Genomic DNA, 13,629 nt, shown 5'->3' on the forward strand with positions numbered 1-13,629 from the left:
GGACACCGAACGTCATGACCGCCAGCCCGCCCCAGGTCAACGGCAGCACCCGGCCGACCATGCCCGTATACGGGGACTGGCGGCCCATCACACCCGACCCCGAGCCCGTCGAGGAACAGCGCAACCCTGAGCCCGAGCCGGCCGGGAAGTCCGAACTGGTCGCCCAGGCGCAGGCCGAGGCGATCCGCGCCAAGGCGTGGGCCGACGCGGAATCGCAGCGCATGGCTGCCGAAGCCGAGGCCGACGCGGTACGCACCCGGGCCGAGGAGGACTCCCGGAAACTGCGCCTTGCCAACGACCGTACTGAGCGGAAGGCCCGCGAGGAGCAGGCCGCGTCCGAGGCTCGCATCGCCGAGAGCCGGAAGCGGAAGGCCGACGCCGACCGCGCCCGCGAGGAAGCCGACCGCCAGGCCGAAGGGCAGCAGAAGAGCGAGGCCGAGCAGACGAAGGCCGTCGCGAAGTCCGGCAAGCGGTGGCGCAACGTCGCCCTCGCCTTCTACGCCCTCTGTGCAGCGGTCGCCCTGCCCGTTCAGATGAACGCCTTCTACGACCCGACCGCCGAATACCTGCTCATCGCCCCGGTGTTCATCGAGGTGATCGCGCTCGTCGCCCTTGTCGGCGCTGCTGCTGCCGTTACAGCCGGGCGACCGCACTGGCACTACCGGCTCGTCGCCTGGGCCGGTGCGCTCACCGCGGCCAGCATCAACATCGTTCACGGTCTCGCCGAGTACGACGCGGCGACCGCGTTCGGCACCGCGCTCGCCTCGATCGCCGGCCCCGGCATGTGGGACCTCCACGAGCACGGCCGCATCCGCAAGCGCGACGGCAAGCCGTCGTGGCGGCAGCGCAGGGCCGCGAAGAAGGCGGCCAAGGCGGAGTTGAAAAGGGAGGCCGCCGAGGAGAAGCAGCGCGCCGTCGAGAAGGCCGCCGAGGAGAAGGCTGCCGAGGCTGAGCGGGTGCGTCTGGCGGAGGAACGGCAGCGGGAGTTCGAGGACGTCTGGAAGGAGGCCGTGAAGATCGCCGCAGCGGTCGGATCGGCTCCCGACGACGACACGGTGTGGGCCCAGGCTCACCGCAACATCAAGGGCTGCGAGCCGGGCGAGTCCATCGAGTCCATCACCGCCCGCCGCGCCGCCGAGAGGCGCGTCGAAGCCGCGCTCACCGGCACCCCCGTTGCAGCCCTCGCAACAGGCCGTTCCTCGCAGGTCGATCAACAAATGCCCGGCCGCTCCAGGCGTGGTCACGCAGGGGGTCCGACAGTGCGCGGAACGCGACAGAAGGGCGACACCCAGAAGTACTCCCCGGCCGCCCGCAACCAAGCCTCCATCGCCGCCAAGAACGCACGCCAGAAGGACCAGTGATGACGACCGAAGCCACCCCCGAGTTCCCGCCCGACTGGGACACCAGCAAGGTGATCGCGGGCGAACTCGTCGTACCCGACGACCTGTCCGAGGAAGACATCGCACCCGGCATCGTCATCCCCTACGAGCCGGGCTACCCCATGCTGCGGAAGACCGGCTCCGCGGCCATGGTCGTCGCCGCGAAGACCGGGCGGGCCGTCGGCCTCACCGCCCGCGGCGGCTGGAACATCGCCAGTTGGTTCGGCACCGGATTCGGAGCCGGCGCATACCTCGGCTGGCGGTACGTCCGCGCCCACGACCTACAGGAAGTCCTCGGCGGCATGAGCCGCGGCGCCGACTGGAACAAGGTCAAGCAGGAGCGCCACTCCCGCTGGAAGTTCCTCGGCTGGAGCGCCCTCGCCACCGCCGGGCTGAACCTTGCCGGCTGGTGGGCGCTCGTAAAGTACGCGGGCATGACCGCCGCCGACTCGTGGTGGATGACCCCCGCCACCCTCACGCTCGCCACGTTCGCCGCAGTCTCCTGGTACGGGCGCTACCGCCTCAACAGTCCCGGCATCGCCGCGGAGCAGATTGTTGCCGACCAGGACGACCCCGAGAGCGGCGAGCCGTACCCGATCGCCTGGGTGACTGACGGCGGCCAGGCCGCGGACTGCCTCGGCCGGGCCCTGTACGCCGAGGGCGCCGACTACCGGGACGTGAAGACGCTCGCCCGTCACGACTGGGGGTGGGAGCTGGAGGTTGTCCTCAAGGGATCCACCCCGGGCAAGGTGCAGGGCGTCGTCGACCAGCTCGAATCACACCTGGGGCTGCCCGATGGCGGCTTCATGATGGAGCCGGACCCGCGCGACAAGTCCCGCATCATCGTTCGCCTCGTCCAGATGAACCCGTTCGCGGAGATGCCCCGCCCGGCCGTGCACGCCCCGCGCTCCCTGTCGGTCCACGACACCATCGCCATGGGTCGGGCCATGGACGGCAGCATCTTCGAGCTCACCCTCGACGGATTCTGCGCGCTCATCGTCGGCGCCATGGGTGCGGGCAAAACCCTCGGCGCTCTGCGCACGATCAACGAGGCGCTCACTGCCTGTCGGGACGCCGTCGTCTGGGACCTCGACCCGATCAAGGGCGGACTCGCGGAATTCGGCGACCTCATGGCCCGCCACGCCCGCACCCCCGAGGAGTGCGAGGAGGCCCTGGCGGAGGCGCTCTCCTACATCTCCGCCCGCCGCTACCTCATGCCCGCACTCGGCATGGGCGACCGCTGGCACGCCACCGAGAAGCACCCCAACCTGTACATCAACATCGACGAGTTCATCCAGCTCAGCCCCAAGGGCAAGGCTGACGCGATCACGATCCTGCGCACCGGCCGCCAGTACGGCATCTACCTCATCATGGCTGGTCAGGAAGCCACTGCGGACGCTCTGGGTGACGCCATCGCCCTGATCATCGCTTACCGCATCCTCATGGCCTGCCGCTTCGAAGACATCAAGATCGCCTTTGGTCCCGGTGCCGGTGCGCAGGGCTGGCGGGCGGACCGAATGAAGCCCGCCGTCGGGGTCGTCGCCAACGACGCAGGCCAGGCCATGATCATGGGCGGGTTGTTCAACCGGGCCATCCGCTACCAGTTCAACAAGTACACCCGCGATCAGATCGTTTCCGCCGTCCCCGACCGCATCAAGGCTGGCCCCAACCGCATGGACAGCGACACCGTCCTGAAGGCCGGCGTCACCCTTACCACGGCAGGGCAGCGGGGCAACCTCGCCGAACGTCTCGACGCCGTCGCCCACGGCGACGCCCCGCTCATCGCCGCACTGCTGCGCGTCTTCCGCGCCAAGGGCCGCGACTTTCTGCCGACCGGCGAAGTGCTGCTCCCCGCCCTGGCCGCTGCGGGAGTCGACGGGGTGGACGCGACTGCGCTCGCCAACCGGCTCCGCAAGCACGCTCCCGGCGTGAAGGCGGACCGCACCGACTGCCCCGAGGGCAAGTACCTGCGCGGCTGGAACCGGAGCGAGGTCGAACGGGCCGCTGCGGGCCTCCTGGACCCGGCGCAGACCCGGCAAGACCCCGGCATGAGGGCGGCGTAAGCCCGGCGGGGACCCGGCGGAGGTCTGGAGCATCGGTGCAGGTCGCCGGGTGTCTGCCGGGTCTGCGCCGGGGTCCCGCCGGGTCGCCGCCACCCTATTGATCCATATATGTGAAGTTCTTGAAGAGGAGTCCGTATGCCGCCCGCGAAGCGCAAGCCGGCCCGCCGCAGCACCGCGGCGAGGCGCCGTAAGCCCGCCGCCCGCAAGCATCCCACCCGCCGCGTCAAAATCCCCCGCGGCGGCCCCATCCACGCCCGACTCGGCAGCTGGCTCGTTCTCCGTGTCGTCGCCCCCATGGTCGCAGACCGCCGATCCGTCATGCAGTCCCGCAAGGACGCCGCGATCCTCCGAGCCACCCACGTGGGCTGCCCCACCTGCCACGGCAACGGCCAGATCTTCACCAAGGGCAAAGACGGCTCCTTCACCGGCTCCAAGCCCTGCCCGGCCAAAGCGACCAAGGAGAAAGTCTCCCGAGTCGAGATCAACCGGGCCGCCCGCATGGGCGCCGACAAACGCACCGGGCTCGTCGGCTGGACCTGCCCCTGCGGCAAAAAGGAGAAGCCCCGCTACCGCGACGCCAAGACCGCCACCAAAGCACTCCGCGCCCACGAGAAGACCAAGCACGGAGGAGTCAGCGTCGGCGGCGCCTGGTACGCGCAGCAGACCGAAGCAGCCGCCCTCGCCCCGTCGCAGCCCGCACCCGCCCCCAAGACCCGCAAGGCGTCGGCGAACGCCGCCACCCCGTAACCATGAAAGGACCAAGACCCATGTACCACCTGCCCGAGCCGAAGCCCACCGCCCCCGCGGCCGGGCAGGCCACCCCCACCGACGCCGACCGCGAGACGGTCCGCCGCCTGTTTGCCGCCGTCGAAGAGATCGCCGCTGACAAGCCCACCGCCATCCGCATCGAAGACCCGAGTGTGCCGTCATGGGAGGACGGCTCCCGCATCGGCGGCACCCCGGCCGTCGACCAGCCCGGACGGCCGTCGATGAGCTCGAAGGCCGTCGACGACAGTGTCCGCATGTGGTCGTTCGGCGGGATGTCGGTCCTCGTCTGCGGCGGCGTCTCCCTCGTCATGGTCGCCTCCGATGCGGCGGATCCGACGGCGATCGGCGTGTTCTTCGGCGGTCTCGCCGCCCTCGCGCTTGCTATCGCCCGGCTCCTGCGCCGTGCCGGACAAGCCGTACCCGCCGAGACCCACAACCACATCAGCGGAGACGTCCACGTCGACCAGAGCGAGACGAACCAGAAGAACCGCGCCATCTGGATCAAGAACAACAACCCGCAGTAGGAGGAGGGTCGATGCCCGACAACGAGTGCCAGCTGTGCGGTGCCCCCGGCGGCTACCCGTACTGCAACGCCAACTGTGAAGCCGCCGACAACCCCGACCCCGACGACGACAGCAACTACTGAGGAGGCCGTTATGGGACTTGCTGCCCGCCGCGCTACACGCGCATGGAACAAGGCCAACGACGACCTCGACGTCTACGTTGCCGAGCAAGGCAACAAGCCCGCCCAGGGCGACACCCGCTACCTGTACTTGCAGGACGCCGTCAACACCGCCTACGACAAGATCCCGGCCCGCTACCTCGACCCCCGCGACAGCGAAGACGAGGACTGATCAACCCGCGGAAGGGCCCCGGCCGTCACCGTCCACGACCGGGGCCTGCGTCATGCGCGGCACAGCCCGGGCGACCCAGCGGGCGCCGGCCGCATCCGTCGGTTTCGTCACCGCCACCGCACCCATGCGCTCGCAGATCAGATCCAACTCCCGCTGACAGGACGCCCGGCTCTTCGTGCGCACCATGTACACCACCTCGTCCATGGACGCAGTCTGCCCGGGGTGGTGGGGGAGTGGGGCGGAAACGGGGAAGCGGGCTACTCGGCGTCGGGCTTCGGTTCGGCGCGCTTGCCGGTGGTCCGCCCTTCGACGATCTGCTGCGCCCGTGCCCTGCTGAGTCCGAGTTCCTTGCCGACTTCGGCGTGGCTCATGCCCTCGTTGCGCATCTCCTGGACTGCGCCTTGGCGCACCTCGCGCAGCCAGTGCTGCAGGTCCGGGATGGCTTCCAGCACCTTGCCGACATCCTTGGCGCGCTGGATCGGATCGCCCTGTTCGGCGAGGTGTTTGAGGTTCTCGAAGGGGCTCGGCGGCGTCGTCATGGATTCAGTGTAAGGGGTGGGTTGACAAGACGTAAGGGGTACCCTTACAGTGAAGTCATCGCCAGGGAGACCAGCAGGGGAGACGGAATGAACACGGTGCGCGAGCAGGCCAACGCCAAGGTCGCCGAGATGGCCGCGAAGCTCAGCGACGAGGCTCTGTGCCTCGCCTGGATGGGCACCGAGGGCAAGCCGGTCACCGAGGAGTCCGCCATCGTGCGCGGCTGGGTCATGGATGAGCTGAACAAGCGCCTCGGCGACGACCTGTTCGACGAGTGGCTTGTGGACGTCGACGACAACGGCGACGGCGTCAACCCCCTGGCCTACTTCGCCTGACCCATCGCAGGGCCCGCAGCGTCGCCACCCGCGCCGCCGCCCGCATCGCCCGCCGCGGAACCGGAACCCTCGCGAGCCACGCCATGGCGCAGGGCCTCTCCCGCCGGGACGCGGCCAGCATGGTCGGCACGTTGCGCAAGGTCGCCGCCAAGTGCGGGGTTGTCGGCACCACGGGCCGGACTCACGCCGGGCGCCGGATGCGGGACTGCTCCAGGTTCACGGCGCAGCAGGTCGCGGTCATCGCCCTCAACTACAAGCCCCGCCGCGCCGAGTTCAAGATCTGCGCCGCCCGCCTCGCCCTCGCCGCCTAGGAGATCGCCATGGCCACCACCGTCAGGAGTACCGCAATGAGCGTTCCCACGATCACCCCGTGCCCCGGCGGATTCATCACCAGCCTCGACCTGCACGACGGGCGAATCCTCGTGGAGGGATGGGCCCTCAACCTCGCCCCCATGGCCAGCGACGACCCGTGCCACGAGGTCGCCTACCACTACATCGCCGCCACCCAGGCCGAAGCGGCGAAGACGGTCGGCGAGTTCGCCGGCTGGCTGGACCAGCCGCTCAACGCCACCGCCTGAAACGCGGCTGTGGCGGTGCGCCGCCCACAACCCTGGACTGATCTTCGGCTGGGGCGACATGCCCGGCCGCGAACGATAGGAGGCCTCGTGGCCTACCTTGCCGTCCAGTTCGGCGCGGCGTGCGTAGGTGGACGGTACGCCAGCCGTTCATGGCCCGCGCCGAATTGGCCCGTCCTCGAATAGGGCGGGCCATTGGCATGCGAGAGGGCTCAACGCTATGCCATCGGCATGGGTTGTAGGCGTGCTGATGCACAATTGGCGCAAGCGCATCATGCTTCCCGCACCACACGAGGAGCCCGCCGTGCACGACCACTCCGCCTCTGAACTCGACTACGAATGGCCGACGTGCGCGGCCGGGCCCGAGACTGGCCCCCGTAGCCACCGCCTGTGGGCGACCGAACTCGGCCGCCAGGTATGCCGACCGTGTGAGGACAAGGCCGGCGCGTGGCTCGCCGAACTCCCGGCCCTGTTCCGGCGACTGGATACGACGGCGTCGTTGATGCGGGGCGCCCGCCGTTCGGGCGGCGGCTCGTCGGGCTCGAAGAATCCGCCGATCCCGCCCCGCCTGGAAGTCCTGGCCCTGGTCGGCCCGGGTGGTGTTGCGGCCCGGCTGCGGGACATCGAGGACGCGTGGCGGAAGGCGCTCGGCTGGACGGTGGCCCCGTGGCGCGGTTCCCCGGCGCAGGCCGTACCCGCGCACGCCAGGTTCCTTGCCGACAACCTGTTGTGGGCGTGCGGCAGTTACGAGTCGGTCGGCCAGGACATCGACGACCTGCGGCGCCTCTACGGCGAGTGCAAGGCGATTGTCGACGACGAACGGCGGCCCGGCCGTGTGCAGATCGGTGTCTGCCCGGCCCGGTACGACGACGGCAGTCTGTGCGGGCAGCCGTTGACCGCCACCGCCGCATCACATCGGGTCCGGTGCGGGGCGTGCGGGTGCCGGTGGGAGACGCTGGGGGAGTGGCGGGAACTCCGGGCCGCGCAAGAAGCCGTGCTCGCCGAAGCGGCGGGGGTGGCGGCGTGAACCTCGCCCTCGCACGCGTCGTGCAGACCTGCTTTGCCTGCCCCTCGCAGTGGGACGCGTGGGCCATCGGCGGCCAGTACCTCTACCTCCGTTACCGGTGGGGCGTCGGGACCGTCGACAACGAGGAGCACACTGAGCTGATCCGGTTCAGTACGGGCGACGAAATGGGGGGCGTCATAGACCTCGACGAATTCCTTCTCCGGTCCGGACTTCGCCTCGCCGACCGGGCAGAGGTGAGCTGATGAGCCAGATAGTCGACTTCCTGCGGGCCCGGTACGCGGAAGACGCCACCGCAGTCCGTGCGAACTGGAACCGGGACGGCGTCACCTCGGAGCGCTACCACGGCACCCCCATCGACCCGACGCGACTCCTCGACGACCTCGACGCCAAGCTCGCCCTCGTCGACGAGTTGGACTACGAACCACCGGCCACCGAAGACGAACCCGACACCGCACTGCATGCCCGACGCGCCCACCCCGCCTGGGAGTACGCCACCACCGAAGGCCCACGCAAGCAGTGGGACGACGCCGACGTGCCACCCGTCGACGAGGCGGGCGACCCCGACCCGACGTGGGAGCGCAACGTCGACGCGGGCCGCGACGGCTGGGAACGGTGGGACTACACCGAAGAGTCGTACTGGCGGCGACCGCGCCCCGACGGGCCGCGACCGCCGCACATCCCGCGCGGACTCCGCATTCTGGCCCAGCCGTTCGCCGGGCATCCGGATCACAAAGGGGAGGAGTGGGCGCCTTGAGCGAGACCGTCCCCAACCAGGGCCTGTTCAGGATGTACGCCGTCGCGTGGGTCGTCGCCGCCAGCATGGTGGTTGTGGTCGCCTTCGCCGTCACCGATCTGCCGCCCGAAGGCATCGCGGCTTACCTGCTTGTCGGGGCGATCCTGTGGGGCATCGACATGGTCCTCACTAAAGGAGGACCCCGGCCCGGTCACGCCGCCTCGCACGCCGTGCTCGTCGCGGCCTTCGCCCTCATCTGGCCGCTCATCCCCGTCGCACTGATCGGGTACCTCGCATGGGGAGCGGTGCGGGCATTGAGGGACGAGCGGGCAGCATGAGCGCCCCGCTCTGGGGCCACAAGCCGCCGAGAGTCGCCGACTCTACGGCCTACTGGAATCAGGCGCCGCCCGTGATGTCCCCACGCTGCGCCTACTGGCTCGACCGCCATGCCGCCGGAACATGGCGCCCGAACCGGCGAATCCGCACCGAGGGCTACCACGCCGCCGCCGAACACCTCGGCATCTGGATCTGGGAGTACCTGCATGTCGTCCGCCCGCTATTCGATGACGACAATGGCACGAACTAGGCAAGCTGCTTGACGAAAAATCGCCCATCTGTAATCGTGATCCTTGATCGTGGCACACGAATCACATCACGCCCCTGGAGCCCCCGCCGTGACAACACCGGTGGGGGCTTTCGCGTACCTCGGGGAGGTGCCGTGGTCGCTTACCCCAACCCGGACGGGCTTGAGATCCACTTCGCCCAAGTCGCAGGCAACCGCGACCTCGGAGATCTGTGGGAAGCAGCCCGTGAAGCCGGAGTGAAGCCCGGCACGATTCGCGTCTGGGTCTCCCGAGGAAAGATCGAACCCATCCTCGACGGCGAAGCGGGCCAGTACTTCCACCTCCCCACCGTTCGGGCAGCGGCAGAAGGCGGAGCCAAGCACCGGCCCGCCGACCCCGCCGCCAACAGTCGCGGCCCCCACGCTCACGCCGCCTGAGACTCCTGCGCGGCGGCGCGCAGGACGGCCCTCGAAGCGCCCCCAGCGCTCGGGCCTTCGTCCGCCTCAGTCCTAGTGGGGGGCTGAGGTGGACGCACGACCAGAGCCGGGGCGGCTGCTCACCGCCCCGACGTCCCGCCGCCCCACTTCACCCATGCCCCGGGGCGGCGGGACCCCCGAACACCCCCGATGCGCCACAGCGGCGCTGCACAGGAAGGCGCGTCGCTGTGGCCGACAGCCAGACGATCGTGATCACCGTGGAGGCCTCAGGCGAGGTCACCCCAGCCCCCAAGCCGGAGACCGACGAGTCTCCCACCGACGAGGAGGAGACCGATGGCTGAGGGCCTGTCCACAAGCCTCGTATCCAGCTGGCTCAACACCCTGCGCGCCGCAGGTGCCGCCTACGGGCCCATCACCACCTACGCGCAACTGCACACCGCCAACCCGGGCGCCGCCGGAACCACGGCGATCAGCGTCGGGTCGACGACCCGTCCGGTGTTCACGTTCGCCGCATCGACGACCGGGTCTGCGCTCGCCCTCACCGGCACCAACCCCAGCTGGACCAACGGCGGCACGTCGGAGACGATCACGCACCTGTCGATCTGGTCGGCATCCAGCGGCGGCACGTTCCTGTTCTCGGTGGCGCTCACCGCTTCGAAGGCTTGGGCTAGCGCCGACACCTTCACCACAACTGCTCTTTCGCTCTCCCTGGCCCCGCAAGCTTCCTGACCTGCGGCTTTAACTCCCGCGTCGAGTAGAGGAGTCGCAGATGGCCCGCTACAGCGTTGCCTCCGCCGCCGCGAAAGCCTCGGTGAACGCGACCGACAAGGTCATGTGGAACCTGAAAGCCGGGTCGGCGAAGTCGCTGGCCGTCTACGAGGTCGGCGTCTTCCTGGAGAGTGGCACTGCCGCAGCGATCGGGTTCGCGATCTGGCGGATGAACGCCGTCGGCACCGGCGCCATCACAAGCGACACCCCCGTCGCTGAAGACCCGGTCCTCGGCGCCACTGCAGCCGTCCTCGAAAAGACGTGGGCCACCGCCGACCCGACCCTCCTCGGTCTCGCCTTCCGGCGCGGCACCACGCCCGCGACCTTGGGCACCGGCTTCATTTGGACGTTCCCCGACCCGGGCCTCATCATCGCGGCGGGAGGCGGCATGCCCATCACCCAGACCGCGGCAGCAACCACCGCCAACCTCCGCTGCTACGTGGCCTACGACGAGCGCTGATGCCCGGCGGCCGGGCCCGCACCACCGGCGCCGTCACCACCAGCGGCACCTCCCGGGCGGGATCGCGATCGTCGATCGTCTCCCGGCCCGTCGCCCGCATGACCCCCAACCGGGCCGCCGTCCTCGACCCGCGCAAGCAGCCACAAGCCGTCGGAACGCAGATCGCCGTCATCGGCACGGCACTCAGCTCCATCAGCGACGACTTCGACGACAACACCATCAACACAGTGCTGTGGTCGAACTCGTTCGGCACCGTCAGCGAAGTAGGCGGCCGGGCCCGCATCCCCTGCAACACCGGCTACAACGCGTACAGCACCGGACTCCTCTACACGCTGCGGGAATCCGGCATGACCATCCGGGCCTACCCGATGGCCAACGGCGGCGCCACCACCGAAGTGTGGGTGCAGGCCCTCATCAAGCAGCAGACCCCGGGCACGGACATCTGCTTCGAGATCAGCGCCCTGTCCGGATCGCTGTTCATGTACAGCAGGGTCGGCTACTTCGACGGCGGCTCCGTGTCCACGCCCTACGATCCGGTCGCCCACGCCTGGCTGCGGATCCGTGAAACCGGCGGCACCGTCTACTGGGAGACCTCTCCCGACGCGTCGACGTGGACGACCCGCCGTACCCTCGCCTCCCCGGCCTGGGTCGGCGAACCCAACCTGGAATTCCAGCTCATCGCCCACCGCGGCGAAGGCGTCGACGACTACGCCGAATTTGACTCCCTCAACGTGCCCCCCGCCGGAGTCCCCGTCGACGGGGACGGGGCGCTCGACGGAACAGCCACCGGCAGCGCCAGCGGCGAAGTCGGGCGCCTCGGCGCAGGAAGCCTCGCGGCAACCGCGACGCCGTCCGCGACCGGGGCCATCGACGCCAACGGCGTTGCGGTGCTGGCCGTCACGGCAACAGCGACAGCCGCGGTAGACCGCGCAACCACCGGCACCGGATCGCTCTCCGGGACTGCCACGGGTACGACCGCGGGACGCATCGATACGGCGCTGGCCGCAGCCCTCGCGGCAACTGCTAGCACCACCGCTGGCGGTGTCCGGGCCGCCAGCTCCACAGCGAGCCTTGCCGCGTCAGCGACAGCCGATGCAGCGGTCGCTCTCGACGCCGTCGCGGCTGGCGAACTGCAGGCGACAGCAGGGCTCACCGCAGATAGCCGACTCGATGCGACGTCAGCGGCGGCCCTCGCAGTTACGGCTGGCCGCAACGCCACCGGCCTTGTCGGACATCCGGCTGCTGGAACCCTCGCCGGGGCCGCGACGGCTACAGCGGACGGCGTCCGGGCTGCTGCGGGAACCTCGACGCTCGCCGCCGCCAGCACCACGGCCGCGGCCGGATCGGTCGGCACGGAAGGTGAGTCGGAGGCTGCGGCCACCGCCAGCCCGACGGCGTCCGGCAGCACTGGGCGCGCCATCTCAGGCGTACTCGCCGCCACAGCCACGTCGGCTGGCACCGCACTTCGCACCGCATCCGGCACCGCCGCGCTCGACGTCACAGGCGACGGCGAGGCAGCTGGCTCCGTTGCGACAGAGGCAACGGGTGAACTCGACGCCACTGCCGGGCTATCCGGTAGCGGCATCGCAGGACGGACTGGTGAGGCCAGTCTCGATGGGGCAGCCGTCCTCTCCGGCGATGGTGTTCGCGCCACGACCGCCGACGGAGCCTTGACGGGCATAGCCACGCCAATGGCCGACGGAATGGTGGCGGCCCAGGCGGTCGCCGCACTCGCAGTGTCTGCGGGCCTCTCGTCTGCGGGCACCGTCACAGGGAACGGCGACTCCAGCGCGGACCTCACCGCCACCGCGGCGGCGGCAGCCGAAGGTCAGCTCGCGCTGGTCGGCGTCGGCAGCCTCGCAGCCTCCGCCAGTTCGGCGAGCTCCGCGACCCGCGGAGCGAACGGCACCGGCGCACTGGCCGCAACGGCGACCGCCAGCACGGAAGCCGTCCGCGCTACCGCAGGCCAGGCGGCCAGCCTGGACGTGACGGCCGAATGCAGCGGGAACGTCGTCCGCGGCACCAGCAGTGACGCAACCCTCGCCGGGGAAGCTACGGCATCCGCTGCAGCGACGGTCACCGCGAGCGGGACCGGTACGGCAGCTCTCACCGCCACGGCCATCCTGCAAGCGACCGGCACCCGCACCACTCAAGGAGCGGCCACCCTCGCAGCGATCGCGACCCGGACGGCGGCAGCCAGCCTCGCCACCGCAGGCGGCGGGCAACTCGCAGCCACGGCAGTACTGCAAGCGGCGGGAATCGTCGGCGAGCCGGTCGAGGACATCGACGTCACCGTCGGCGCCCCCTACCTCGCATGGTCGACAGGCCAGCCCCGAACCACCCCGTACACCAGCCGGCCACCCGCAAGCGGCTGGCCGACCGGGATCCTGCGCGGCAGCCCGTACCAGTCCGAAGCGCCGGTCGACGAGTGGGAGGTGGCCGACCTGTGATAATCCCGGCCACCTCCACCGAATACCTGCACATCCCCGTGACCGTGCCCACCGGCATCGACACCGGATCAACGCCGGTGCGGGCCGCTGTCGTCGCGCACCGGGCGAACCCGGACGACGACGAATGGCACACCGCGGCCTGGGTGGGCAGCGAAGTCCGCATCCTCATCGGCCCCGGCACCGACATCGAGTTGGCAGCCGGCGACTACCGGGTGTGGGTCAGCATCGACCCGCCCGGCAGCGAGAACGTCGTCCGTAAATCCGGGGTCCTCAGCGTCTCCTAGGAGGTGAGTCCGATCGCAGACAATCTCAGCGGGACCGGCGAAAACCGGTGCCTCGATTTCATTCTCGGCCTGTCATCGACCGCCCCCACGACCCCCATCAAGGTCGCCCTGGTGACGGCGGCAGGCTCCGACACGGCCGCGGGTACTGAGGTCACCGGCGGTTCGTATGCCCGCCAGACGCTCTCCGTGGCCGCCGCGGCCAGCGGGGCGACTAGCAACTCGGCCGACCTCGTATTCGCGGGCATGCCCGCCGCGACGGTCGTCGGCGTTGAGGTGTGGGACTCCGCGGGGTCGCCCGTCAGGCTCTGGTATGGGCCGCTCACAGACCCGCGCACCGTGCTGGCTGGCGACGAGCTTCAGATCCTCGCAGGCGAGTTGGACTTCACGCTCTCGTGA

The 13,629-nt window shown here is 70.0% G+C and carries 21 protein-coding genes; 19 read left to right on the forward strand and 2 right to left on the reverse strand.

What is annotated here, in order from left to right; translation table 11 throughout:
- The first annotated feature begins 14 nt into the window (after nt 1-14).
- From ACH4YP_RS31720 to ACH4YP_RS31740, 5 genes are all read left to right on the forward strand, one after another.
- The gene (locus ACH4YP_RS31720; RefSeq protein ID WP_398494112.1) at nt 15-1,361 is read left to right on the forward strand and encodes a hypothetical protein; all 1,347 of its coding nucleotides are present in this window, start codon (nt 15-17) and stop codon (nt 1,359-1,361) included.
- Nucleotides 1,361-3,442, forward strand: coding sequence for a hypothetical protein (locus ACH4YP_RS31725; RefSeq protein WP_398494114.1), 2,082 nt, complete (start codon nt 1,361-1,363; stop codon nt 3,440-3,442). Before ACH4YP_RS31720 ends, ACH4YP_RS31725 begins: the two co-directional genes overlap by 1 nt.
- A 135-nt stretch (nt 3,443-3,577) precedes the next feature.
- On the forward strand, nt 3,578-4,189 hold the full coding sequence (locus ACH4YP_RS31730) for a hypothetical protein (RefSeq protein WP_398494115.1): 612 nt from the start codon (nt 3,578-3,580) through the stop codon (nt 4,187-4,189).
- 20 nt (nt 4,190-4,209) lie between these two features.
- Nucleotides 4,210-4,734 (forward strand): hypothetical protein, encoded by a 525-nt coding sequence (locus ACH4YP_RS31735; RefSeq protein WP_398494117.1) that lies wholly within the window; start codon nt 4,210-4,212, stop codon nt 4,732-4,734.
- A gap of 132 nt (nt 4,735-4,866) precedes the next feature.
- The gene (locus tag ACH4YP_RS31740) at nt 4,867-5,064 is read left to right on the forward strand and encodes a hypothetical protein (RefSeq protein ID WP_398494119.1); all 198 of its coding nucleotides are present in this window, start codon (nt 4,867-4,869) and stop codon (nt 5,062-5,064) included.
- Here ACH4YP_RS31740 and ACH4YP_RS31745 read toward each other — a convergent pair whose 3' ends face one another.
- Nucleotides 5,065-5,268: a hypothetical protein gene (locus tag ACH4YP_RS31745; protein ID WP_398494121.1), complete on the reverse strand. Its 204-nt coding sequence runs from the start codon at nt 5,266-5,268 to the stop codon at nt 5,065-5,067. It lies immediately after the preceding gene.
- A 53-nt stretch (nt 5,269-5,321) separates the two neighbouring features.
- Nucleotides 5,322-5,603 carry a sigma-70 family RNA polymerase sigma factor gene (locus tag ACH4YP_RS31750; protein WP_398494123.1) on the reverse strand — a complete coding sequence of 94 codons (282 nt, stop codon included), beginning with the start codon at nt 5,601-5,603 and terminating at the stop codon, nt 5,322-5,324.
- 87 nt (nt 5,604-5,690) lie between these two features.
- Between ACH4YP_RS31750 and ACH4YP_RS31755 the strand changes: the two genes are divergently transcribed.
- From ACH4YP_RS31755 to ACH4YP_RS31820, 14 genes are all read left to right on the forward strand, one after another.
- Entirely contained in the window at nt 5,691-5,936 is a 246-nt protein-coding gene (locus ACH4YP_RS31755; RefSeq protein ID WP_398494124.1) for a hypothetical protein, read from the forward strand.
- A gap of 83 nt (nt 5,937-6,019) precedes the next feature.
- Nucleotides 6,020-6,247, forward strand: coding sequence for a hypothetical protein (locus tag ACH4YP_RS31760; RefSeq protein ID WP_398494126.1), 228 nt, complete (start codon nt 6,020-6,022; stop codon nt 6,245-6,247).
- A 36-nt stretch (nt 6,248-6,283) separates the two neighbouring features.
- Entirely contained in the window at nt 6,284-6,514 is a 231-nt protein-coding gene (locus ACH4YP_RS31765) for a hypothetical protein (RefSeq protein WP_398494128.1), read from the forward strand.
- Nucleotides 6,515-6,815: 301 nt separating this feature from the next.
- Complete coding sequence (locus ACH4YP_RS31770; protein ID WP_398494130.1) at nt 6,816-7,538, forward strand: hypothetical protein; 723 nt, start codon at nt 6,816-6,818, stop codon at nt 7,536-7,538.
- Nucleotides 7,535-7,780, forward strand: coding sequence for a hypothetical protein (locus ACH4YP_RS31775; RefSeq protein ID WP_398494132.1), 246 nt, complete (start codon nt 7,535-7,537; stop codon nt 7,778-7,780). The genes ACH4YP_RS31770 and ACH4YP_RS31775 overlap by 4 nt, the downstream gene beginning before the upstream one ends.
- Nucleotides 7,780-8,292, forward strand: coding sequence for a hypothetical protein (locus ACH4YP_RS31780; protein ID WP_398494134.1), 513 nt, complete (start codon nt 7,780-7,782; stop codon nt 8,290-8,292). Before ACH4YP_RS31775 ends, ACH4YP_RS31780 begins: the two co-directional genes overlap by 1 nt.
- Entirely contained in the window at nt 8,289-8,609 is a 321-nt protein-coding gene (locus tag ACH4YP_RS31785) for a hypothetical protein (protein ID WP_398494135.1), read from the forward strand. The genes ACH4YP_RS31780 and ACH4YP_RS31785 overlap by 4 nt, the downstream gene beginning before the upstream one ends.
- Nucleotides 8,606-8,857 carry a hypothetical protein gene (locus ACH4YP_RS31790; RefSeq protein ID WP_398494137.1) on the forward strand — a complete coding sequence of 84 codons (252 nt, stop codon included), beginning with the start codon at nt 8,606-8,608 and terminating at the stop codon, nt 8,855-8,857. The genes ACH4YP_RS31785 and ACH4YP_RS31790 overlap by 4 nt, the downstream gene beginning before the upstream one ends.
- A gap of 132 nt (nt 8,858-8,989) precedes the next feature.
- Nucleotides 8,990-9,271, forward strand: coding sequence for a hypothetical protein (locus ACH4YP_RS31795; protein WP_398494139.1), 282 nt, complete (start codon nt 8,990-8,992; stop codon nt 9,269-9,271).
- A 333-nt stretch (nt 9,272-9,604) separates the two neighbouring features.
- A complete protein-coding gene (locus tag ACH4YP_RS31800) occupies nt 9,605-10,000 on the forward strand; it encodes a hypothetical protein (protein WP_398494140.1) in 396 nt (131 codons plus the stop codon).
- Nucleotides 10,001-10,040: 40 nt separating this feature from the next.
- Complete coding sequence (locus tag ACH4YP_RS31805) at nt 10,041-10,499, forward strand: hypothetical protein (protein WP_398494142.1); 459 nt, start codon at nt 10,041-10,043, stop codon at nt 10,497-10,499.
- Nucleotides 10,499-12,949: a hypothetical protein gene (locus tag ACH4YP_RS31810; RefSeq protein ID WP_398494144.1), complete on the forward strand. Its 2,451-nt coding sequence runs from the start codon at nt 10,499-10,501 to the stop codon at nt 12,947-12,949. The genes ACH4YP_RS31805 and ACH4YP_RS31810 overlap by 1 nt, the downstream gene beginning before the upstream one ends.
- On the forward strand, nt 12,946-13,233 hold the full coding sequence (locus ACH4YP_RS31815; protein WP_398494146.1) for a hypothetical protein: 288 nt from the start codon (nt 12,946-12,948) through the stop codon (nt 13,231-13,233). Before ACH4YP_RS31810 ends, ACH4YP_RS31815 begins: the two co-directional genes overlap by 4 nt.
- A 3-nt stretch (nt 13,234-13,236) precedes the next feature.
- Entirely contained in the window at nt 13,237-13,629 is a 393-nt protein-coding gene (locus ACH4YP_RS31820; protein ID WP_398494148.1) for a hypothetical protein, read from the forward strand.

The organism is Streptomyces sp. NPDC020747 (genome assembly GCF_044334695.1).
In the GTDB taxonomy this organism is placed as follows: Bacteria; Actinomycetota; Actinomycetes; order Streptomycetales; family Streptomycetaceae; genus Streptomyces.